Annotated in this window: 14 protein-coding genes; 6 read left to right on the top strand and 8 right to left on the bottom strand. The window is 59.9% G+C overall.

Annotated elements, in window-relative coordinates:
• Positions 1 to 231: 231 nt before the first annotated feature.
• Positions 232 to 1,653 carry an amino acid permease gene (locus tag CKW30_RS20455; RefSeq protein WP_095181733.1) on the bottom strand — a complete coding sequence of 474 codons (1,422 nt, stop codon included), beginning with the start codon at positions 1,651 to 1,653 and terminating at the stop codon, positions 232 to 234.
• Positions 1,654 to 2,126: 473 nt separating this feature from the next.
• Between CKW30_RS20455 and CKW30_RS20450 the strand changes: the two genes are divergently transcribed.
• The 3 genes from CKW30_RS20450 to CKW30_RS20440 all read left to right on the top strand — a co-directional run bounded on the left by CKW30_RS20450 (position 2,127) and on the right by CKW30_RS20440 (position 12,692).
• On the top strand, positions 2,127 to 2,585 hold the full coding sequence (locus CKW30_RS20450; protein ID WP_095181732.1) for a transposase: 459 nt from the start codon (positions 2,127 to 2,129) through the stop codon (positions 2,583 to 2,585).
• Between the two features lie 1,809 nt (positions 2,586 to 4,394).
• Positions 4,395 to 7,514 carry a transglycosylase domain-containing protein gene (locus CKW30_RS20445; protein WP_095181731.1) on the top strand — a complete coding sequence of 1,040 codons (3,120 nt, stop codon included), beginning with the start codon at positions 4,395 to 4,397 and terminating at the stop codon, positions 7,512 to 7,514.
• A gap of 186 nt (positions 7,515 to 7,700) precedes the next feature.
• Entirely contained in the window at positions 7,701 to 12,692 is a 4,992-nt protein-coding gene (locus CKW30_RS20440; RefSeq protein WP_095181730.1) for a dermonecrotic toxin domain-containing protein, read from the top strand.
• 91 nt (positions 12,693 to 12,783) lie between these two features.
• Here CKW30_RS20440 and CKW30_RS20435 read toward each other — a convergent pair whose 3' ends face one another.
• From CKW30_RS20435 to CKW30_RS20415, 5 genes are all read right to left on the bottom strand, one after another.
• Positions 12,784 to 13,299, bottom strand: coding sequence for a CS1 type fimbrial major subunit (locus tag CKW30_RS20435; protein WP_095181729.1), 516 nt, complete (start codon positions 13,297 to 13,299; stop codon positions 12,784 to 12,786).
• Positions 13,300 to 13,332: 33 nt separating this feature from the next.
• Positions 13,333 to 14,076 carry a pilus assembly protein gene (locus CKW30_RS20430; RefSeq protein WP_095181728.1) on the bottom strand — a complete coding sequence of 248 codons (744 nt, stop codon included), beginning with the start codon at positions 14,074 to 14,076 and terminating at the stop codon, positions 13,333 to 13,335.
• Between the two features lie 44 nt (positions 14,077 to 14,120).
• On the bottom strand, positions 14,121 to 15,338 hold the full coding sequence (locus tag CKW30_RS20425; protein WP_095181727.1) for a hypothetical protein: 1,218 nt from the start codon (positions 15,336 to 15,338) through the stop codon (positions 14,121 to 14,123).
• Between the two features lie 4 nt (positions 15,339 to 15,342).
• Positions 15,343 to 17,865 carry a TcfC E-set like domain-containing protein gene (locus CKW30_RS20420; protein WP_095181726.1) on the bottom strand — a complete coding sequence of 841 codons (2,523 nt, stop codon included), beginning with the start codon at positions 17,863 to 17,865 and terminating at the stop codon, positions 15,343 to 15,345.
• Between the two features lie 113 nt (positions 17,866 to 17,978).
• Positions 17,979 to 18,467: a CS1 type fimbrial major subunit gene (locus CKW30_RS20415; RefSeq protein WP_095181725.1), complete on the bottom strand. Its 489-nt coding sequence runs from the start codon at positions 18,465 to 18,467 to the stop codon at positions 17,979 to 17,981.
• Positions 18,468 to 18,962: 495 nt separating this feature from the next.
• On the opposite strand from CKW30_RS20415, the gene CKW30_RS20410 reads away from it, so the two are divergent.
• Positions 18,963 to 19,538: a PadR family transcriptional regulator gene (locus CKW30_RS20410; protein ID WP_016773362.1), complete on the top strand. Its 576-nt coding sequence runs from the start codon at positions 18,963 to 18,965 to the stop codon at positions 19,536 to 19,538.
• Complete coding sequence (locus CKW30_RS20405) at positions 19,535 to 20,320, top strand: siderophore-interacting protein (protein WP_056790103.1); 786 nt, start codon at positions 19,535 to 19,537, stop codon at positions 20,318 to 20,320. Before CKW30_RS20410 ends, CKW30_RS20405 begins: the two co-directional genes overlap by 4 nt.
• 121 nt (positions 20,321 to 20,441) lie before the next feature.
• Here CKW30_RS20405 and CKW30_RS20400 read toward each other — a convergent pair whose 3' ends face one another.
• Both CKW30_RS20400 and CKW30_RS20395 read right to left on the bottom strand, forming a co-directional pair.
• A complete protein-coding gene (locus CKW30_RS20400) occupies positions 20,442 to 21,080 on the bottom strand; it encodes a Pr6Pr family membrane protein (protein ID WP_095181724.1) in 639 nt (212 codons plus the stop codon).
• A gap of 1 nt (position 21,081) precedes the next feature.
• Entirely contained in the window at positions 21,082 to 21,312 is a 231-nt protein-coding gene (locus tag CKW30_RS20395) for a VF530 family DNA-binding protein (RefSeq protein WP_016987543.1), read from the bottom strand.
• 298 nt (positions 21,313 to 21,610) lie between these two features.
• Here CKW30_RS20395 and CKW30_RS20390 point away from each other — a divergent pair, with 298 nt between their 5' ends.
• Complete coding sequence (locus CKW30_RS20390; RefSeq protein WP_056790107.1) at positions 21,611 to 22,972, top strand: carbohydrate porin; 1,362 nt, start codon at positions 21,611 to 21,613, stop codon at positions 22,970 to 22,972.
• Positions 22,973 to 23,114 lie beyond the last annotated feature (142 nt).

The following is a 23,114-nucleotide window of genomic DNA, read 5'->3' as shown; positions in this document are numbered from 1 at the left end:
GGCCAGCCGCTGCCAGAGGACGGACCTCCAAACTAGGCCAGAGCTTGAAGACGGTCTACTGTCAGAAATTACAGGTCGAGGGCTTTATCCGACCAGCGGTCATCTTGTCGTACTCACGTGTCAATAGCTCTTCCCGTGCGATTTTAAGGCGTTGACCGTTAATCGCCTTGCCCATAAAACCCAAAAGCCCCGATCTCTCGATCAGGGCTTCGTTGTTTACGCACTTAAGGTTCAAGAAACCGAACGCACCGAACCTTGCGTCACTTGCGTCGGCTGCAACTTGAACACGTAAAACAACACCGTCAGCAGCACAAGAAACGCCGGTCCTACATACAGCGCCACGCGGGTATCCGGGAAGTACGCCATCAGGCCGACCACCAGTACCAGGAACGCCAGCGCGAAGTAGGAACTGACCGGGTACAGCCACATCTTGTACTTAAGCCCGGCACGTTCGCTGGCGCTCAGGCCTTTGCGGAATTTCAGCTGGGCGAGGAGGATCATCACCCAGGTCCAGATCGCACCGAAGGTGGCGATCGAGGTGACCCAGACGAAGACTTTTTCCGGTACCAGATAGTTGAGCATTACGCCCAGCAGCAACACCGCGATCGACAGCAGCAGTGCCCGGCGTGGCACACCGTTGTTCGAGGTCTTGGCGAAACCGGCCGGGGCCTGGCCGTTCTGCGCCAGGCTGTAGAGCATGCGCCCGGTGCTGAAGATGCCGCCGTTGCACGACGACAGCGCCGCAGTAATCACCACGAAATTGATGATGCCGGCGGCGGTCTTGATGCCCAGACGCTCGAAGGTCATCACGAACGGGCTGCCCTGGGTGCCGATTTCATTCCACGGGTAGATCGACAGGATGACAAACAGCGCGCCGACGTAGAACAGCAGGATCCGCCAGAACACCGAGCCGATTGCGTCAGGAATGGTCTTCTGTGGGTTCTTCGCCTCACCGGCAGTCAGGCCGATCATCTCGACACCGAGGTAGGCGAACATGACCATTTGCAGTGACATCAGCACACCGGTCACGCCGTTGGGCATGAAACCGCCGTGCGCCCATAGATTGGAAATGCCCAGCGCCACGCCATCGTTACCGAAACCGAAAGCGATGATGCCGACGCCGCCAATGACCATGGCGATGATGGTGACGATCTTGATCAGGGCGAACCAGAATTCGAATTCGCCGAAGGCTTTGACTGCGATCAGGTTGATCGAGCCCATGCTGATCAGCGCTGCCAAGGCCCAGATCCAGCGCGGCACATCGGGAAACCAGATGCCCATGTACACGGCCACGGCGGTGATTTCCGCGACGCAGGTCACCAGCCACAGAAACCAGTAGTTCCAGCCGGTGAGAAAGCCGGCCAGCGGACCGAGATAATCCTGCGCGTAGCGGCTGAACGAACCGGCGACCGGGTTATGCACGGCCATTTCACCGAGGGCGCGCATGATCACCAGGATCGCCAGACCGCCAAGGATGTAAGAGAGCATGATCGCCGGACCGGCCATCTGGATGGCTTTGGCCGAACCGAGAAACAGACCGACGCCGATACAGGCACCGAGCGCCATCAGGCGGATATGCCGTTCGCCGAGTTCACGTTTGAGCGGACCGCCCGAAGCGGTGTCGCCGTGCGGCAGAGGATTGCCAACTGGCATAGGGGTACAACCTCGTCTTGTTATTGGATATGACCACCGGGTTTCGAAGCGTCGGCCGATAGGCCTTGGCTGGGCAGGAAACCGCGTCGGCTTCGTGGGCAGACGTGTCTTGCAGGGCTGGCCTGAAGATCAGCGGGGCGTGCAGTATAAAAAGCTCAGGGCAGGATTTTTCACTCTAAAAGTCACAACATTCAGCGACAACTCTCGGCAATAGTGGGTTCTGCGGAGAGGCATTACCTGCATTACGTAGGAAAAGTCGCCACTGAAAAAGCCGCGAAGTATTGCACAGACATGGTGCAGCGTCATGTTCCAGCCCCGGTGCATTTGATTCACTGCGCGATGTCTCCCCTCGCGCTTGATCACGGATAAATCGCCCGGCGGATTCAGAAATTTCGCTCAACAGTTGCAGCGCCGACCGGAGCGGCCAACCACTAACCTTTGAAAAAGCCAGGAGCACATGCAAGGAAGCTCACATGCCAGTCCGTCCCAATTCCCACCGTCTGCGCCAAGGTCGTTTCTCGGAAAACGGTCGTGCCTACTTCATCACCTCTGTCATCCACGAACGCCAGCCTGTATTTGCAGATTGGCGGACAGGCCGATTACTGGTTGCAGAACTGCGCCGGGCTCATGAGCAAGGAGTCGCGCAGTCCATCGCCTGGGTTGTCATGCCTGACCACTTTCATTGGCTGATGCAATTGCAACGCGGCTCACTTGGTGAAGTCATTGGCGGTGTAAAGGCTCGCTGTACGCATGCGGTTAACAGAAACACCGGACGTCACGGACCGCTGTGGCAAACCGGCTACCATGACCGAGCGATCCGTGACGGCGAGGACCTGGAGCCCATCGCCCGCTATATCATCAATAATCCCTTGCGAGCCGGGCTGGTCGATAACCTCGGTGATTACCCGCTTTGGGATACCTGCTGGCTCTGAGCGCAACAGCTCTCTGGAATAAGTGCATCTATTGTGGCGAGGGGATTTATCCCCGCTCGGCTGCGTAGCAGGCGCAACTTGCTCACATGCGGTGTGCCTGTAGAAATCGTGCTGGCAGGTTTTGGGGCTGCTTTGCAGCCCAACGGGGATAAATCCCCTCGCCACAGGGAGTCCCTGCAAGACTGATAAATCTGTCCATCGCTCGCACAGACACATCATGGGGATGTGAACAGCATCCTTGTGGCGAGGGGATTTATCCCCGCTCGGCTGCGCAGCAGTCGCAACTTCCTCAGACTCGGTGTGCCTGTAGAAACCGTGCTGGCAGGTTTTGGGGCTGCTTTGCAGCCCAACGGGGATAAATCCCCTCGCCACAGGGAGTCCCCGCATGACTGATAAATCGGCTAGCCACAGGGAGTCCATCACTCGCACAGACACATCATGAGGATGTGAACAGCATCCTTGTGGCGAGGGGATTCATCCCAGCTCGGCTGCGTAGCAGGCGCAACTTGCTCACATGCGCTGTGCCTGTAGAAACCGTGCTGGCAGGTTTTGGGGCTGCTTCGCGGCCCAGCGGGGATAAATCCCCTCGCCACAGGGAGTCCCCGCATGACTGATAAATCGGCTAGCCACCTGAATCCCTCACACTGACAACATCCCGGCATGTGAACAGCCTTTTTGTGGCGAGGGGATTTATCCCCGCTCGGCTGCGTAGCAGGCGCAACTTGCTCACATGCGGTGGGCCTGTAGAAACTGTGGTGGCAGGTTTTGGGGCTGCTTTGCAGCCCAACGGGGATGAATCCCCTCGCCACAGGGAGTCCCCGCATGACTGATAAATCGGCTAGCCGCCTGAATCCCTCACACTGACAACATCCCGGCATGTGAACAGCCTTTTTGTGGCGAGGGGATTTATCCCCGCTCGGCTGCGTAGCAGGCGCAACTTGCTCACATGCGGTGTGCCTGTAGATACCGTGGTGGCAGGTTTTGGGGCTGCTTTGCAGCCCAACGGGGATGAATCCCCTCGCCACAGGGAGTCCCTGCAAGACTGACAAATCTGCTAGCCACAGGGAGTCCATCGCTCGCACAGACACATCATGGGGATGTGAACAGCATCCTTGTGGCGAGGGGATTTATCCCCGCTCGGCTGCGTAGCAGGCGCAATTTGCTCACATGCGGTGGGCCTGTAGAAACTGTGGTGGCAGGTTTTGGGGCTGCTTTGCAGCCCAGCGGGGATGAATCCCCTCGCCACAGGGAGTCCCCGCATGACTGATAAATCGGCTAGCCAACTGAATCCATGCCCACACAGACACATCATGAGGATGTGAACAGCATCCTTGTGGCGAGGGGATTTATCCCCGTTCGGCTGCGCAGCAGTCGCAACTTGCTGACATGCGGTGCGCCTGCGTAAACCGTGCTGGCAGGTTTTGGGGCTGCTTTGCAGCCCAGCGGGGATAAATCCCCTCGCCACAGGGAATTTCCGCATGACTGATAAATCGGCTAGCCACCTAAATCCTTTCCTCAACACAGACAACATCCTGGGATGTGAACAGCATCCTTGTGGCGAGGGGATTTATCCCCGCTCGGCTGCGTAGCAGGCGCAACTGGCTCACATGCGGTGTGCCTGTAGAAACCGTGATGGCAGGTTTTGGGGCTGCTTTGCAGCCCAGCGGGGATAAATCCCCTCGCCACAGTGTGTGTTCCAGTTATTCAGACAAGCCGTCTCCTCCGCTCTGCACATTTTCTTCACCGGCTCCAACCACCGTCTAAGCTTCAGACAAGTCCGATCAATCTGCGTGAATGGATCAGTCGACTATGGGCGCTTTGTGGCAAACCGATTCGAGTAAAACCGTGGTTCAGACTGAACGTGTGAATGAAGCGCCTGTCCCTGAAAAACCCCGTCGTCAGCGGCACGGGTGGAAGGCTTTCTGGTTGCTGTTTTTGATCATTGCGGTGGTGGTGGGACTCGCCGCGTCCAAGGAAATGCGCACTTCGCGCTTTCAGGCGCGGGAGCTGAGCCAGTACGCCGCTTCGCTGACCTACAAACTGGAACCCGGTCCCAGCGAAGCGATTCGTTATCCGGGCAACGGCCCTTTCGATCTGCGCCTGGGTTACAGCTCTCTGGACGAATTCCTGCCACGCCTGCTCAAGCGCAATTACGTGATCACCGAGCAAACGCGCTTCTCCCCCGCCCTGCTCGGTTACACCGACAAAGGCCTGTTCGTGCCGTACTCGGAAAAGATCCAGGCCGGGTTGTCGATCACCGACTGCCGAGGCGCGCCGCTGTATCGATACAACTATCCGCAGCAACTGTATGCCGACTTCGCGGCGATTCCGCCGGTGGTGGTCAGCAGCCTGCTGTTCATCGAAAACCGCTTTCTCCTCGACCCGAAACAGCCGCTGGCCAACCCGGCGGTGGACTGGCCGCGCTTCGGCATGGCCGCGTGGTCGCAAGTGGCGAAGTTGCTGCACCTGCCCGGGCAATCGGCCGGCGGCAGCACCCTGGCAACGCAACTGGAGAAGTATCGCCACTCACCCGATGGCCTGACCGTGTCGGGCGCGGAGAAGATCCGCCAGATGATTTCCGCCAGCGTGCGCGCCTATCAGGATGGCCCGCAGACTCTCGGTTCGCGGCAGAACATCGTGCGCGACTACCTCAACAGCGTGCCGCTCTCGGCGGTGCCCGGCCACGGTGAAGTGCACGGCATGGCCGAAGGTTTGCGGGTCTGGTACGGCAGTGATTTCAACAAGGCCAACGAGCAACTGAACAGCCCGAAGACCGACCCGCAGACCATGGCCGCCAAAGGCCTGGCCTTGCGTGAAATGCTCTCGCTGATGATCGCCCAGCGCCGCCCTTCGCATTACCTGACCAAGGGTCGCGACGAATTGGCCAGCCTCACCGACAGCCACCTGCGCCTGCTCAAGCAGAACGGCGTGATCGACAGCGCCCTCGCTGACGCTGCGCTGGCGAGCACCGTGTCGTATCGCGACTGGCAGACCCAGCCAACGATGCAGCCGATTGAAACCAACAAGGGCATCAGTGTTGCCCGCAGCCGCTTGGCGAGCATGCTCAATCGCCCGCTGTACGACCTCGATCGCCTCGACCTGTCGGCCACCAGCACCCTGCAGGGCGATCTGCAAACGCAGGCCACGGCTTATCTGAAAAAACTTGCCGACCCGGCCTACGCAGCAGAAATCGGTCTGCTCGGCGAACGCTTGCTGACGCCGACCAGCACCACGCAAGTACGCTACAGCTTCACCCTGTTCGAACTGACCCCGGACGGCTCGCGGGTGCGCGTGCAGACCGACAGCACTGATCAGCCGTTCGACATCAACGAAGGCAGCAAGCTTGAACTCGGCTCGACGGCGAAAATGCGTGTGCTGACCACGTACCTGCAAATCGTCGCCGAGCTGCACGACAAATACGGCGCGATGGGCGTGGCAGAACTGAAAAAAGTCGAAGTGCCCGATCAGGATCGCCTCAGCCGCTGGGTCATCGACTACCTGATCCAGAACAAGGATCACGACCTGTCGAAGCTGCTCGGCGCCTCGCTCGATCGCAAATACTCGGCCAGCCCCGGCGAGGCGTTTTTCACCGGCGGCGGCCTGCACAGATTCAACAACTTCCGCAAAGAGGACAACGGTCGCCTGCCGACCCTGCGCGATTCGCTGCGCGAGTCGATCAACCTGCCGTTCATCCGGCTGATGCGCGACATCGTCCGCTACACCACCTACTCAGGCCCCAACGGCGAATTGCTCAAGGATGATCGCGATCCGCGCCGTCAGGAATACCTGGCCAGTTTCGCCGACCGCGAAGGCACCTCGTTCCTGCTCAAGTTCTGGAAGAAGTACAAGAACAAGGACACCCAGGCGCGCCTGGAAACCTTCCTCGACAGCATCCGCCCGACGCCGATCCGCATGGCGGCGGTGCATCGCTATCTGCTGCCGGAGGCCAGTCAGGAAGACTTCAACCGTTTCGTGCGCTCGCACCTCAAGGGCACCAAGCTCAACGAAAAACTCACCGACGACCGTCTGATCCGCCTCTACGATTCCTATGGCCCCGGCAGTTACGATTTGCCTGACCAAGGCTTCATCGCCAAGGTGCATCCGCTGGACCTGTGGATGATGGGTTACCTGCTGCATCACCCGGAAGCGACCTTCAGCGAGATCGTCAAGGCCAGCCATTTCGAACGCCAGGAAGTCTACAGTTGGCTGTTCAAGAGCCGGCACAAGGGTGCGCGAGACAGTCGTATTCGCACCATGCTCGAGATCGAAGCGTTCCTCGACATTCATCAGCGCTGGCAGAAAGTCGGCTACCCGTTCGATCACCTGGTGCCGTCACTGGCCACGGCCATCGGCAGTTCCGGCGACCGTCCCGCCGCGCTCGCCGAGCTGATCGGCACCATCCTCAATGACGGCGTGCGCATGCCGACGCTGCGCATCGACAGCCTGCACTTTGCTGCCGATACGCCGTATGAAACCAGGCTGATCAACGACCCGCACGTGGGCAAACGCGTGATGCCGGTGGAAGTGGCCCGAGCCATGCGCGAGGCGCTGTCGCAAGTGGTCGACGCCGGTACCGCCAAACGGCTGTCCGGCAGTTTCAAACTGCCCGACGGCACACCGCTGGCCATGGGCGGCAAGACCGGCACCGGCGACAACCGCATTGCGGCGATCGGGTCTGGCGGGCGGATCATCAGTTCGAAGTCGATCAACCGCACGGCGACCTTTGTGTTCTACATCGGCGACCACCATTTCGGCACCCTCACCGCGTTCGTCCCGGGGCGCTCGGCGGAGAACTTCAAGTTCACCTCGGCTCTGCCCACGCAGGTACTCAAAGGCATGGCGCCGATTCTCACGCCGTATCTGCAACCGGGCAGCGACTCACAGTGCCAACCGCCACAGGCGCCCGTGGTGGCATCGGCGCTGCACTGACCGAACGTAGCCTGCACGTCGCGCCGAAGGCCATCGGCGCAAAAGGTGGTATTCGTGCATTGTTCCGATTCGAATTCTTGTCGCATCGCTGAGGCGATCACACGTTTGGCTCCCGATCTTTGAACTTTTGTTTTGCCCTGCCGCCGGTACGCTGATCATTCCTCAAACAATCAAGGATGATTGGCCATGTCTGACTCCCCTCAGCCTGCCGAAGCCGCCGACAAAGGCCGGCATTACGCGTTCATCGAATCGGCTGTCAGCGCGCCGTTCAAAACTGCAACGCTCAGCCGCAGCCTGGCACTCGCCGCCACGCCACTGAAGCGCGAACCCTGGTACAGCGCACCCGGTACGTTTGCCAGCCGACTCGCCGCCGCCAATCTCAAGGCCTGGGACTCGCAGAACAAGGTCGATCATCTGCTGGCCAGGACCGACCTGTACGCCTTCGCCGAGCCGCTGCTCAAAGCAAGGATCAAGCAATGCCATGGCATCGAGCCGGACGTCAGGAAGACCTGGCTGCGCCTGTATATCCCCGCCAGCAGTCCCTGGTATGCAATCGACGTGGTCGACGGTTCGACGACCCGTACGGTCTCACTGCTCGATGCCGCTCTGCACAACTTTGCCGCCAAAGAGACGGTCGGTGCAGGCTCGGACTACATCAGCCAGCCTGATGCGCGCGGCCACTTCGACGTCTTGCCGCTCAAAAACCAAATGCCCATCAGCCAGTTCCAGACACTGTGTCGCGACCTCGACCTGGGCGGGCAATATGCCAGGCACTTGCAGGGCTACTTGCTGCCCGGCGAAGCGCTGGCCGAGAGCCTTCTGCAATACAAGATCGGCACCAGCCTCAAAGACGCCCTCGCCGTCGCGGCGCACATCGCCTTGCTCAAGGCAGAGATCCAGTACGACACCTTCAGGATGGTGCTCAGCTTCAGCACAGAGGAAAACCCGCGCTTGCGTCTCAACAACCGTTCGATTCGCTGCAATGACCTGTCCATGCTCGGTACCCGCCTGACCGGCATTCTGTTGCTGATGCACGGCCACCCCGACAGTCGTGGGGTTCGACGCCTGATCGTCTACGTGCCGCACGATCCGGATCATCCACTCAAGGAGTACGAGTCGCTGGCGGCGTTTCGTGACGAACTGACCCGCCAGTTGCGCGAGGACCGCCTGAGCGCCTCGACCGGGCATACGTACCGGCAATTCTTCAGCCAGTTCGTCGATCAGCAGCAACGTGGGCATTTTTTTGCCGAACTCGAACAGCGGTTGTTCGTCGTCCGCCATCACGAACGCGAGCAGAGCACCGACCAGCGCCCGGTGTGGCGCAAGGACCCGGTGGAAAAGCCCAGGTTGCAGTTCACGCGCTTGCCGTTGCAGGGCGATTACTGGCGGCACGTCTATCAGCAGAAACTCAACAAGGTCATCAATGATGCGCGGCAAATCGCTGTCTCGACCGCCGATGCCGATAGCAACGCACGCTGGGCGTGGTGGGACAACTTCAAGCGGATCGTCTCGGACATCTTCAACGTCGCCCTGCTGATTGCCACGCCCTTTGTGCCTGGTCTGGGCGAGGTGATGATGGCCTATACCGCCTATCAACTGACCAGCGATGTAATTGAAGGCATCGTCGATCTGGCCGAAGGCGTCTGGGAGGAAGCTGCCGGACATGTCATCAGTGTGGTGACCGATGTCATTCAACTGGCGGCGTTCGGCGCCGGCGCGCAGATTGGCGAAACGTTGCGGATAAAACTCTCACCGCAGGTCGATGCCATGCAACCGGTCAAATTGCCCGACGGCAAACCAAGCCTGTGGCATCGCGACCTAAGCCCTTATGCACGCGACGAGCTGAGCCTGGCAGCGCAATCGAAGCCCGATCGTCACGGTTTGCATCAACATGCCAGCGCCAGCGTCCTGCCGCTGGAGGGCAAGCTCTACGTGGTGGAAAAAGCCTCCGCCGATGCCACCAGCAAAACTCACCGGATCAAACATCCGAATCGAGAAAATGCCTACCAGCCAAGGATCGAACACAACGGTCACGGCGCCTGGCTGCATGAAGCAGAATCGCCAGGCGACTGGCCCGACGCCCGGCTGATGCCTCGCCTGGGTCACAGCGTCGAGCGCTTCACGCCTGTGCAACTGGAGGACATCCGGCGCAGCAGCGGCACCAGCCACGATGAACTGCGTCGCATGCACAGCGACAACAGCCCGCCACCGCCGCTGCTGGCCGACACGGTCAGGCGCGTCAGTGCATACGAGGATGTCATCGAGGCTGCGCAGAACCTGCGTAACGGCAAGCCGATCGATGCCGATGCGGTATGGCTGGAGCCGATGCTGACCAGCCTGCCGGGCTGGCCGCCGCGACGCGCGCTGGAGGTTTTCGCGCGTCAGGACCTGACCGGCTACTCGCATAAATACGGCAACGCGCTGGCGTCCGAAGCCGACACGTTGCGCATCAGCCAGGCTGATCTCAACGCCGGACATTTGCCCGAGCGGGTCGCCGGGTTCCTGCGCGACGACGAGTTCAATCATCTGCTCGGCCCGATGGTCACTGCCGAGCAACGGGTCCAGGTCCTGCGCAGTCAACTGGCCGACGCGCTCAATGAGCAGCGCAGCGCCGTCGCCCGCCATCTGTACCAGGCCGGGCAGCGCAGCGGCGACGCCGAGATAGCGGTGATCAGACAGTCGTTCCCGGACCTGCCGTTGCCCTTGGCCGAGACGGTTCTGAGCCAGGCTCGCGTCGCCGAACGGCAACGCATCAGCGATGAACAGCACTTGCCGCTACGCCTGAAGAATCAGGCCCGGGAGCTGGATTTCGAGGCGTCGGCCAGTCGCGCGTACGACGGTTTTTATCGGGACGATCTGATGACCGAACAGACCGAACGCCTGGCGCTCAATACGCTGAAAATCCACACCGACACCTTTGCCGACCTGCGCATCGAAGTGTTCGACGGCAGCCCGCACGGTCCGTTGCGCTGCAGTGTCGGGCCGCAAGACGCCAGCACCGTAAGGCAGCTGCTGAGGCGTGGCAAAGGCCGTTATGAAGTGCGCGACGCCAAGGGTCAGTTGCTGCATGACAGTAGCGACTTCCACGAAGCCATCCTGCGCGCCGTACCGCTCGAAACGCTGGCGAGCACCGGTTATCAGCGCGGTCAGGGCCGCGCCTTGAAACTGTGGATCATGGAACAGTGCGCGCCGCCAGCCGAACGCCGTATTGCTCTGGCGCAACCGCCGATTCGAACGGTCGCCCCCCGCGAGACGGAGATTCTTCTACGCGGCTGGCCCTGGGCGGCAAAAACCCCGGAACAGCGGCTCAGACAGTTGTACCCGAAACTCAACGACAGAGAGGTCGCGGGTTTCCTGGCGGCGCTGGAAAAAAAGGGCAACAGCGAACGCGCCATCGCCGACCTTGAGCGCGAACGCGAAGTGCTCGACAACGCCCTCGACAGCTGGCGCAGCAGTTACACCCCCGTCATTGAAGACAACGGGGAACTGATCGCGCTGCCAACGGATTTCGTCCGCGAGGGCGGCTTGTACATCGAGCAGCAGTTGAGGAAGTGCTTCAAACGCGAGAACGAACGGCCCGGCGCACGCAATCCCCATCCGGAACACGGCTATACGCTGGACCTTTCAGCCGAACTGCCGCTACCGAACCTTGAGTCATGGTGGCGCGACTTGCGACGGCGTCCCGGGATGCAGCAATACTTCGAGCGGATTACCGGACTGAACATCACCAACATTGCGCTTTCAACCACACCGGACAGCCTGCTGGCGAGTTTCCCGAATCTGCGGCAATTGAGCGCCCAACGCTGCGGTTTCAAGGAGGTGCCGGCTGCCCTCGGGAAAATGCATCAGTTGCAGACGCTGGATCTGTCGCACAACAGCATTGAACTGACCTATGACTCAAGCACGCGCCTGGGCAATCTCACCCGCTTGCACAGCCTGAATCTCAATGGCAACAACCTGCGTGTGCCGCCGGATATCGGGCGCATGGAGCAACTGGTCGAACTGAACCTGGTCAATACGCGCATTCGCGATTGGCCGGCAGGATGGCTTGAAGTCGATGGACAGATACGGCAGCGCCCGAAGGGGTTCTACCTGGACATGCGAGACAATCCGCTGGACACCCTGCCCCGGGTCGAACCCGGTAGCGATCAGGCGCGCCTGCTGGCTCGCGCACGGATCAGTGTTGCCAAATTCGACAGTGACCAGTTGCGGCGTCTTGGCGAGTATCGCCAGTCGGTAGGGTTGAGCGTCGTGCCCGGTTATTCATCCGCCGCCGCCGATGAGCTTGATTACTGGAAGTTGATGCCCGCCAATGCGGATCAGTCCCACCCTTCGGCAGCCTTCAGCCGATACCGCGAGCAGTCCTGGCATGACCTGATGGCCGAGCCTGATTCCGCCGGATTTTTCAGCGTGATCCGCAAGCAACGCGAATCCGCCGATTACGGGACTGACGCGGGGCGGCGGAATTTGACCGCACGGGTCTGGGACATGGTCGATGCGGCGGCGCTCGACGAACATCTGCGCAAAAAGCTCTTCGAGCAGAACGTGTCTGCACAGGATTGCGCTGATCTGGGCCAGCAGCTGTTCAATTCACTGGGGCTCAAAGTCCTGGTGTCCAAGGCCTGGAACGAAACGGCATCGGCCTCGCAGCTGGAAGACAGACTTGTGCGTCTGGCGCGCAGCGCGGCGCGCCTTGATCGGGTCAGCGATGAGGCCGCCATGGAGGTCAGTCGTCAGCAGCAGCAACACCTGATCGATCCGCGCCTGCCGGCGCCGGACGAAATCCAGATTCATCGGGCGTTCGAAGCGGGCCTGGGCGAGCGTCTGGATTTGCCCTGGCAAGCGGAGGGCATGCCTGTGCAGCCTCGGGCCGGGGTAAGCGAGGAAAAGCTCAACGCGGCTTACCAGAGAATCATCCAGCGCGAACAAGGGGATGGCCTGGTCAACGGCATGATCGATCTCTATACCGATCCTTTCTGGGAGGATTACCTGCGCAATACCTATCCTGACCGTTATCAGGAAAATCTGCGCCTGTTCGAAGAAAAATTCCGTCAGCTCGACAGCCAGGTGTTCAGCAGCGACCGGGAGTACAGGAAGCTGGCCGACAAAATCAGCTACGAGCGCAACGAGCTATCCCGCGCCTTGAGTCGCGAAGCCCTCGACAGGGCCGGACTCTGAAACCATCACACGGCATTCGGCGAGCGTTTCAGGCTGGCCGAATCTGCCCACGGACCCTGGTCGTGCTTGCGATACCCACCGCGTAAGACATTCAGGCATCAGCGTCATTGCCGTCTGGCGCGCTGGCGTTGAACAACAACACTACGTTGCCGCTGTAATGCCCGGGGCGATACCCACCTGGGGGTTTGATGGGTTCGATTTTCAGCAGCACACGTTTACCGACAGCCGCCTCTTCTTCCGAAAGCACTTGTTGCGGAATGATGTGCGAACTCAGCACGACGTCATTGAACGTCACCCGCAGCTCAATCACTTCACCCGTTGTGCCGGTATCAAGGAATGGCTCGGTGGCCAGACGCGCCTCGATGGCGCTGCTGTCATGCCGCATGTCAAAAGATTTTTCCAGATTGCCCAGGCTGTCCGTGGCATGGTGCCAGGCCAGCACCTGCGGACGGTGAATCCAGTCCGGTTGTGCCGGAATGATGTAGAAGGGCCGACTGGGAATGGTCAGCGACACTTCGAAGGTGTGCTCCTCCCGGGCGGCCCACGTCACTGCCGCGGTCAACGCGGCGGCGACCGCCAGCAGGGCGGCGGTGCATTGCTTGATCATGTTGGCTACCTGATGCGTGAATGGAAAACCGGCCTAGCGGCTGGCGACTTTCATGGTTTTCTTGTCGCTGCCTTCGATCAGAAAGAAGCGGTACTCACGGCCCTTTTCCTTGTTGAAGGCAAAGGACTTGCCCGCCAGCACATGGTGTTTGGTGGTCGCCCCGCAATCGCTTTCCTTGCTCAGCGAACAGCTCTTGAACTCATCGACGATCACCACGGTATTGCCGTTGTTGCGCAGTTCGTAGCGACCTTCGGTTTCGTTGATCGCCGTGGCGTAACGCGCTTCCCTGGGGCGGACAAAGAAGATCGTGCCAAACCCGGTCATGACGTTGACGCCGGCCGACAACGACTTTTTGCAATCCTCCCGCTCTTCACCGGTGACGACAAAATCGTCTTCCTTTTCCGGCACCACTGGCACGAAGCGCACGCGGAAATAGCGTTCTCGATCCCGTTCGCCCATGTACAGCAAGCGTGTGCCCTGCATGCCTTGCGCCGGGACGATCAGACGCGCCGGGCTGGCCATCAGGCCGTTGCGCGAGGCGCCATCGGCGGCGTTCTCGACAGCAATTTCCTTGGGCGTGCCGGCGTCGTCGTAAACGATTTCGAGCACATTGATCTTGACGAATGCGGTGGCGTCGCCGCTGTTGAAAACTCGCTTGAGATAGGTGCTCTTGTCGGCTTCCAGATAGTCGTAAACGGTGCCGACATTGATCTGCGGCCCGGCCTGCGCCGTCAGGCAAAAAACGCTGAGCAGGCCCAGCAAAAGACCACGGTTCATCGTGTTGAACTCCATGAACGTTGAGTGAAAGCGGACCGGGACGCTCATACTTCCGAATCCCAGATAATGGTGACGTTGCCGCGCAAACGGTCGTTCTTGCCCGGCCTGAGCAGGAAGTCGATTTCTCTCGAGTCCATGTCGAAATGCAGATAGCCAGGCTTGCGCTCCACATACATTCCAGGCTGAAAAGGCGCTGACCAGCGATTGAAATCCAGGGGGATCCGGTTGACCTGACCGCCGCCGGGGCCAATGATGCCCGGCGGCAGACTCATCCTGACTTGAACCCGAGAGCTATCGCCCTTCGGGCTACCCAGGTTGCAGACATTTCCGCCTTGGGAATTGCACAACAACATGACCTTGAAACGCGAAGAGGCCGAAATGTAGAAGACCTGGTCGGCAAATATCCGCGTGGGTTTGCGTCCGCTGTTGATCCATGGCTCCCAGCCACCTACGGGCTCAAGCGTGACCCGAGTGCCGCCGGGGGGCAGGTCGCCCTTGAGGGTGTGTTGCACGTCGAGGACGAAATCCAGGGTCAGCGTGGGGTCGTCCGGCTGCAGCAAGAGGCCGCCCAGAACAAAATCGCGGCCGCCTCCCAAGGTGTAAGTAACCGAGCCGGTATATTGCCCGGTAGACATGCCCAACGGATTGGGAGTCCTTAATTCATAAGCAAAATCCATCTTGTCGAAAGCTATTGACGGGAGACGGTAAGCGGCGTTTTTGGAGCAGCCAGCTTGCACCGGGGTCTTCCAGAAGAAGCGATAACTGTGCGTACCGTAGGACGCCACACCGCTGTAACGGCAGGGTTCCGGCACATAAACCCAACCGCTGGAGTCCCATAATTTGTCATGCGCTTCAGCCACGTCTGACACGCCGGTGATGCTGGTCGCGGAATCGCCCAGAATGTACGTGGAGCCGATACCGATGATGCGCACTTCGACGGTTTCGGTTTCCTGCGTTTGCATATTGGTAACTGTCAATTGTCGCCAGTCGGCCGGGGCTTTCACCAGCATCGGTTCACCGCGTGAGATGAAGCGTGTGGAGTCGAACCGTACAGGCATCTCGATGCTGAAAATGTTGTGGTCGGCGCATTGCGCCGGGTAGCTTGCGCAGTAGCCGGTGTTGGGGGTTTTGTTCACGAACAGATTCTTGCCTGGCTGCGTCGGGTCAGGCTGAAACGTCGCACGGATTTCCTGATTGAACCCATGGGCGGTGGACATGGCCAACGCCAGCGTCAGCGCGCAGCCTGCCTGGAAGATTTTCATATGCTCAGCCTGCCTTCATTTCGGTGGTAGTGACGTCGGCGAGGGTGTCTGGGGTGCAACGCAGATCGCCGATCATCAACACGTCGTTTTCGCTGCGGTGGTCGGCCTCGTTCAAGCGGAACTGACACAGCAACTGGTTGCCCTGGCGCACTTCCAGGGTGGGTGAACCGGCGTTCATTTCCATCGAGAAGAAACCGTCGACTTCGGTCACGCCACGGCTGGCGTGGTTGATCACGTGGTGGCCCTTGAGCGGCCGCCCGCTTGCATCGACCAGGCGACCGAGCACGGTGAGGGTTTTCATCACGCGAACCTTGCGATACTCGATGCCGCCCTTGTTCAGGTGATAGCGGGTTCGCGCCGGTTCGATGGTGGCGGCCGGTACGGTGTTGCCTTCGAAGTCGAAGCTCACCGAGCTGTTCTGATAAGCGGTGATCGGAATGAAATTGCGCCCCGGCTTCAGCGCGGCACCGCCGCCGCTGTAGTCGTCAGCCCGCAGGACGATGTCGTCGATATCCGACTCGACGTCGACGATCATTCCGGCACCGCGCACGTCGCTCTGGCTGGTCAGGAGCATCTTTTCACCGCCGACCACCAGTGTGCTGTCGAGGTTGAGCCCGCCGGTGAAGTTGCCGTTGTAGGAAGAGCGCTGGACGAAGGCGTCGCCGTTTACCGCGTCGGTGCGGAAATTGGTCAGGCTCGACATGCCCAGGCCGTAAGTGTCGGTAAGCGCCGTCACCGAGACGCTTTGCAGCACGTGATCCTTGAAATCCTTGCGCCAGCCGAGCGAAGCATTGTTATCGCGTTTGCCGTCGCGGGCCGTGCGTGAACCGATGCTGCCGGTGAGCTGCTGACCGGGAGCGCCCAACGCCAGGTTGATGCTCAGATCGACGCCGCGATTGCGCGCATCGCCACTGCTGAAACTGCCCGGCCGATCAAAGACCGACAGGCGCCAACTGGCATCACTGCCCAGCAATACGGCGCGCTGGGTCCAGCCCAGATCCACGCCCACGCCTTCGACATTGCCTTCGCTATGCGAGACCCGGGCATTGACCGAACTCTTGCTGCTCAGCCGATGGTTGAGCGCCAGTGACGAATTGCTGGTCTGGCCGACAAACACGTTACGTGGACGAACGCGCGTGCCGTCCGGCAGCGTGTCGTAGGTGTTGGTGGTGTCGAGCCAGCTGCGGTTGTGGCTGATCACCAGACTGCCCGCGCCATAGTTGTAGAGGCTTTGCAGGTCCAGACCGGTGCCGTAATCCTCGGTCTTGTAGACATTGGCATACAGGCTGACGTGGTTGGCCAGGGTCCAGTCGATGGAAGTACCGTATTGCAGTTTTTCGCGGATCTGCCGCGCCGACGCGCCGACAATCACCCGTGGGTGCAGCAGGTAATTGACCGCCGCACCGGCGGTGGGACTGCCGCTCGATTGCGTGTCCCAGTTGCTCAGCAGTTTGCTTTCTTCACCGGCAAACACGTTGTAGCGCCAGCGTTCGTCAAGGTTGCGCCAGTTGCTGGGCTTGTACACCAACTCCTGGGTGGTGGAGGTGATCTGGCCGTCTTCGATCAGGCGCACTTCCACTTCATAAATACCGCCGGGCAGCGGCCGGGTGTCGAGGGTCTGCAAACCGGCCGGCACCGATTGGGTATTGATCAACAGACCGTCGCGCCAGATCTCCACCGAACCCTGCCGGTTGGCTGTCAAGTAGATCGGGTAAACGCTGGGCATCGGGCTGTTGATCGCGAGGCTGTCGGAGCTGCCGTACATGAGGCCGACCGCCGTATCGGGGCTGGTGCCAAACGTGCGCGGCTGGCGCGTCAGCCCTTCGGAATTGGGGGTGAAATAACCCAGGCGCAAGAAACTGCCTTGCAGTTCGCGCTGGGTGTGCAGCTCGTGCACGGCGTGGTAGAGCTTGTCGTCGGGGCCACCAAGCCGGGCCAATTGCAGATTCAGCGTCTGGCTCCAGTTGCCCAGGCTTGAACTGGCTTCCAGGCCAAAGCGTCCGCCGAGGTCCTGATCCTGGCCACCGTTGAGGTTGAGCTGGTTGCGCACCATCAGGCCGCTGCTACCACCGCTCGGTTGCTCGTAATAACGCTTGGCTTGAAGGTCGCGTTCGGCGTTTTCGGTGACGATCGATACCAGCGAACTTTCCAGGTTGTAGTGCACCGCGAGAAACTGGTCGGGGCAGGAACCGCTGCACGCACCTAATGGCACGCCGGGTTTGAGGTAGCTTGCCCATTTTTCCCGTTCAGCGGGGCCGAAGCGGTTTTCGCTGGTGTCGGTGAATTCGAGAAGGGTGATGCGATCATCGCGGGACAACACCACCATGGCCTCACCCAACGGCTGTTGGTCGACTTCGACCCGCACCGCCAGAGGCACATCAAAGAAATGCTCCTCGAAATCCGCTGGCAAGCCTTTGGCCTGCGCCAGCAAACTGCGTGGCGTCGTACCGGCGGTGTTGGATGCGACGGCTGCGCTGGCACAAAACAACAGCGCAAGCGCAGCCGCGATGGGTGTCATCGGGAACATGAACTCGTACTCTGATTGACTGACAATGAAAGTCCGTCGGGGCAAACATCACTGCCTGCCCCGTCGGTTGACGCCACTGCTGAAAAGCGAGCGTTTTGGACCTGATCAGTCGATCAGTTGCCGCCAACCGGTGGCACGGCGTCGAAGATCATCGCCACGGAACCGGTGTAGTCACCCGGCTGGAAGTTGCTGCCTTTGGCGGAGATTTTCAGCGGGGCGCGGTAGTTCACATCCGACTCGGATTCACCGACGACCATTTGCGGGGTCAGGGTCAGTTCCTTGTTGTTGAGCATGACCTGCAGGTCGATCGAGGTATTGCCGGCAACCAGTTTCGGCAGGCTTTCCAGGCTGGCGTGAACCGAACCGTTGTTATTGCGCACGTCGAAGAAACCGTTGACGTCGGCCATCTTGCCGGTGGTCGGCTGATAGCTCATGTCCTGGTCTTTGTTGACCAGATCCGGATCAGTCGGCACCACATAGAAACCGTTGGTTGGCACATGAGCGATCAGGCTGATGGAGTGCGACGCTTCGCCCGCAGCGAAGGTAGTGGAGGACATTGCCAGAAGAGCCAGTGGAGCAGCGATTGCGATTTTCTTGAACATCGTTCAGTACCTGTTTGCTTTATATAGGGGGTGTCATTGAAAGTTCACAAACCATTTGCTCATCGACCGCCAGAGCAACTTGAACTTTCAATGGCGGGCATCATCGGCTGTTGCCTCTGGAATGTAAGCAGGCAACTTCCGACAAACTCGTAGTTAAACAACCTCACACCCCGCCAGAAAAAAGAACAAAAAACAGATACTTGCAACATTCGCTGTAAGTTGCGCCCTACACACAGTTACAGGCAAAAAACCATACAGCAACTTGGCCGCTTTAACGCGGCAACTTGCGAGGAATTAGAACATATACTCAAGTACAACTAGAGCGATAACTTTAACTTTACGGTCACCGCTTTGATTTATTGATCAAAAAACTTTTTCCGGCTCTTTTTCGCTTTGACCGCTCGTCCGTCAAGCTCAGGACAAGGCCAAAAACGTCTTGCGCAACCATTAAGATATATCTTAAGTTGTATCTAAATACGACGAGAGAGAAGCGAAATGAGAGACCATCATTCCCCCCATCGCGAGCACGGCGATGGCCGCGACGGCTTCGAGAAACGCCCCGGTCGCGAACGCGGCGGTCGCGGCCCGCGAGTTTTTGCCCCCGGCGACTTGAAATTGCTGTTGCTGGCGCTGATCGCCGAGCAGCCCTGCCACGGCTACGACCTGATCCGCCAGATCGAAGGCATGTTCGATGGCGCTTACAGCCCGAGCCCCGGGGTGATCTACCCGACCCTGACCTTTCTGGAAGAGAGCGATTTGATTGCCGGTGATGCCGAGGCCGGCAAAAAGCGTTACAGCGTCACCGACGCCGGTCGTTTGTCTTTAAGTGAACAAGCGGTGGCGCTCGACGGCGTACGCATGCGCATTGACGTCAGCAAGCGCTCGCTGCGCGGCCATGATCGTCCGCCGGAAATCCACGAAGCGGTGCACAACCTGCGCCATGCCTTGCAGCTGCACCACGGGCGCTGGAGCGCCGAGGAAATCCTGCGCGTGCGCGACCTGCTCAACGACACCGCCAAAGCCATCGTCGACGGCCCTGCCGTTCAACCTGCCACGGAGAAAGCCGAATGACTGCAGTCGATACTCAAACCATTCACCGCGTGATGCACGAAATCAAACGGCGCAAGCTTGAAGTGCTGCGCGTCACCGACCTGACCCCACGCATGCGCCGCATCACCCTCGGCGGGCCGGAACTGGCCGGGTTCATCAGCCTGGGCACGGACGATCACGTCAAACTGCTGTTCCCGCAGAACGCCGAACAAGCGGCGGCGCTGGAGACGATGCAACTGGGCGCCGGCAAGGACAACGGGCCGATGCCCGAGATGCGCGACTACACGCCGCGTCGTTACGACCTGGAAAAAATGGAGCTGGACATCGATTTCGTCCTGCACGGCGACGGTCCTGCCTCGACCTGGGCCGAGCAGGCACAACCGGGGCAGTTCCTGCATATCGGCGGGCCACGCGGGTCGATGATCGTGCCGGACATCTTCGACAGCTATCTGCTGATCGGCGACGAAACCGCCCTCCCCGCCATCGCCCGCCGCCTCGAACACCTCGCGGCGAATCGCAAGGCGCTGGTGGTGATCGAAGTGGAAAACGGTGCTGAGCAGCAAGTGCTGGAAAGCGCAGCGCCGTTCAATGTGATCTGGGTGCTGCGCGAAGGCGGCAAGGACAACCTGCTGGCTACCGTCAAGCAATTGCAGGTGCCCAAGGGCAATCTGTACGCGTGGGTGGCGACCGAAACCAAGGTCTCACGGCAGATCCGCCGGGTACTGATCGATGAGCATGGGCTCGATGAACAGTTCATCAAGGCGGTCGGCTACTGGCGCGCCGAGGGCTCTGAGGAAGAGTGATCTCTTCCTGACCCATATCACCCTTGTGGGAGCGAGCCTGCTCGCGAAGGCATCGGCACAGTCGAAAGATTTGCTGGCTGACGCACCGCATTCGCGAGCAGGCTCGCTCCCACACTGGATCTCAACTTCGTGCGGACAATTTGCGGTCGAGGCCGATAATCAGCACCCCCACCAACACAAACCCCACCAATATCCCCCCGGCATTCGCCAGCACCTGTGGATAACCCAACACCGCCACATCAATGAACGGGTACGCATACGCGCCGAGCAGATGCCCGCGCAGCAAGGCATAGATGAAGTACACCAGCGGATAGATCAGCCACAGCGGCAGATGCCACAGGCGCAACGTGCCTTTGGGGACGCAGCGCCACCAATAGCCGAGAAACAGCAATGGCATGACGTCGTGGAGCAACTCATCGGCAACAAACTGCCAGCCTTCGGGGTGCCACAAATGCCGTAACAGAATGCTGTAGGCCAGACCGACGACGGCGATACTCACCGCGATTCCACTGCTGACCCACGGTTGCAGAAACCAGCGCCGTGCGGCGGATTCGCGCTCGGTGACCGCGCAGGTCAACACCGTCGCCACCAAGGTGTTGGTCAATATGGTGAAGTAGCTGAAAAAACTCACCAGCCCGCCCAGCAGGCTGGCGCCGATGCTCAATCGTGCGAAGAAGATGAGGTACAGCTGAATCGTCAATCCGGCCCAGCCCAACACGGCCAGGCCGGTGATCAGGCGTCGGCGCCTCGCGCTGTCCATCTCAGAGCGGTCGCTTGGTGCGCATCAGCTTAACGTACAGGCGCTCGACCTTTTCCCGCGCCCACGGGGTTTTACGCAGGAAGGTCAGGCTCGACTTGATGCTCGGATCGCTCTTGAAGCAACGGATGTCGATACGCTCGGCCAGCCCCGACCACTCGTAGTGAGTCACCAGTGCATTGAGGATCTGTTCAAGGGTCACGCCGTGCAGCGGATCGGGGGTTTGTTCGTTCATGCCGGGCCTTTGGGCGAAGTGATATGCAGAAGCCGCGCACCTTAGCCGAGGGGCAGAGCAGGTGGAAGGCCTTCCTGCAAATGTAGGCCAACCCGGGAAGATCGCAGGCTGTGGCCCGACTCACAATGCGCCCGTTTGCCGCACTGTTACCGAATCCGAAACGCTGCATGTCTGCAAAAGCGCTTTCTCAATTTGTTACAGATCATTATCCTGCCGCCCTTCCGCTGAAACGCTTCACTGCCTGCGACAATCTGAAGCGTTCGGCCTGCACCTGAAAACATCAAAAAAAGACTTCTTCATGCCTGACTTTTCCTTCTCCCGAGACAGCGCTATCTCTGCCCTGCGCACCCTTGGCGGCTGCACCGCCCTCGGCCTTGCCACTTGCGCCCACGCGGCGCCGGCCTTCGACAGTGAATCACCGTACATGCTTGGTGACTGGAACGGCACGCGCACGGAACTTGCGGAAAAAGGCTACGACTTCAAACTCGATTACACCGGCGAAATGGGCAGCAACCTGCACGGCGGCTATGACCACGACCGCACTGCCCGCTACAGCGACCAGTTCGGCCTCGGCACCCATCTGGATCTGCAAAAGATCCTCGGTTGGAACGACGCTGAATTTCAGCTGACCATCACCAAGCGCAGTGGCAACAACATCAGCAACGACCGCATCAACGACCCGCGCGTTGGCGGATTCACTTCCGCCCAGGAAGTCTGGGGTCGTGGCCAGACCACTCGCCTGACGCAGATGTGGTATCAGCAGAAATTCTTCGATCAGAAGCTCGATATCAAGGTCGGCCGTTTCGGCGAAGGCGAAGACTTCAACAGCTTCCCTTGCGACTTCCAGAACCTGGCCTTCTGCGGCTCGCAGGTCGGCAACTGGGTCGGCGGCATCTGGTACAACTGGCCGGTCAGCCAATGGGCGCTGCGGGTCAAATATCACCTGACGCCCGAGCTGTATGCGCAGGTCGGCGCCTACGAGCAGAACCCGTCGAACCTCGATCGCGGCAACGGCTTCAAACTCAGCGGCAGCGGCACGCAAGGCGCGATCCTGCCGGTCGAACTGGTGTGGACGCCGAAGCTCAACGGCCTGCCGGGCGAATACCGCGCCGGTTACTACTACAGCAATGCCAAGGCCTCTGACGTCTATAAAGACCGCAATGACCAACCGGCAGCGCTGAGCGGCGAAGCCTATCGCAGTGCCTCGAGCAAGCACGGCGTATGGCTGGGCATTCAGCAGCAGGTCACCAGCATCGCTAGCGACCACTCCCGTGGTTTGAGCCTGTTCGCCAACGCGACGATGCATGACAAGAAAACCAACGCCATCGACAACTACGTGCAGGCCGGCCTGACCTACAAAGGCCCGTTCGACGCCCGCGCCAAAGATGACATCGGTTTCGCCCTGGCCCGCGTCCACGTCAACCCGGCCTATCGCAAGAACGCCGAGGCGAGCAACCGCGCCAACGCCGTCTACGACTACGACAATCCGGCGTTCCTGCCACCGCAGGACACCGAATACAGCGCCGAGCTGTATTACGGCGTGCACGTGACCAACTGGCTGACCGTGCGCCCCAACCTGCAATACATCCGCCATCCCGGTGGCGTGAACGACGTCGACGACGCCCTGATCGGCGGGATCAAGATCCAGTCGTCGTTCTAAAAAACGCCACAAGGCCCTGTGGTAGCTGGCTTGCCAGCGATAGCAATCTGTCTGGCGATTTCAGTGTTGGATGTGCAATCGCCATCGCTGGCAAGCCAGCTCCCACAGGGATCCATGAAATTCGTTAGCCGAACAAGTTTTT

Source organism: Pseudomonas sp. Irchel 3F6, assembly GCF_900187595.1.
Lineage (GTDB): Bacteria > Pseudomonadota > Gammaproteobacteria > Pseudomonadales > Pseudomonadaceae > Aquipseudomonas > Aquipseudomonas siliginis.
This window is presented reverse-complemented; position numbering and strand designations above follow the sequence as displayed.

Coding starts and splice junctions, on each gene's coding strand:
- CKW30_RS20455 (WP_095181733.1), bottom strand. CDS start 1,653: ATGCCAGTTGGCAATCCTCTGCCGCACGGCGACACCGCTTCGGGCGGT.
- CKW30_RS20450 (WP_095181732.1), top strand. CDS start 2,127: ATGCCAGTCCGTCCCAATTCCCACCGTCTGCGCCAAGGTCGTTTCTCG.
- CKW30_RS20445 (WP_095181731.1), top strand. CDS start 4,395: ATGGGCGCTTTGTGGCAAACCGATTCGAGTAAAACCGTGGTTCAGACT.
- CKW30_RS20440 (WP_095181730.1), top strand. CDS start 7,701: ATGTCTGACTCCCCTCAGCCTGCCGAAGCCGCCGACAAAGGCCGGCAT.
- CKW30_RS20435 (WP_095181729.1), bottom strand. CDS start 13,299: ATGATCAAGCAATGCACCGCCGCCCTGCTGGCGGTCGCCGCCGCGTTG.
- CKW30_RS20430 (WP_095181728.1), bottom strand. CDS start 14,076: ATGAACCGTGGTCTTTTGCTGGGCCTGCTCAGCGTTTTTTGCCTGACG.
- CKW30_RS20425 (WP_095181727.1), bottom strand. CDS start 15,338: ATGAAAATCTTCCAGGCAGGCTGCGCGCTGACGCTGGCGTTGGCCATG.
- CKW30_RS20420 (WP_095181726.1), bottom strand. CDS start 17,865: ATGTTCCCGATGACACCCATCGCGGCTGCGCTTGCGCTGTTGTTTTGT.
- CKW30_RS20415 (WP_095181725.1), bottom strand. CDS start 18,467: ATGTTCAAGAAAATCGCAATCGCTGCTCCACTGGCTCTTCTGGCAATG.
- CKW30_RS20410 (WP_016773362.1), top strand. CDS start 18,963: ATGAGAGACCATCATTCCCCCCATCGCGAGCACGGCGATGGCCGCGAC.
- CKW30_RS20405 (WP_056790103.1), top strand. CDS start 19,535: ATGACTGCAGTCGATACTCAAACCATTCACCGCGTGATGCACGAAATC.
- CKW30_RS20400 (WP_095181724.1), bottom strand. CDS start 21,080: ATGGACAGCGCGAGGCGCCGACGCCTGATCACCGGCCTGGCCGTGTTG.
- CKW30_RS20395 (WP_016987543.1), bottom strand. CDS start 21,312: ATGAACGAACAAACCCCCGATCCGCTGCACGGCGTGACCCTTGAACAG.
- CKW30_RS20390 (WP_056790107.1), top strand. CDS start 21,611: ATGCCTGACTTTTCCTTCTCCCGAGACAGCGCTATCTCTGCCCTGCGC.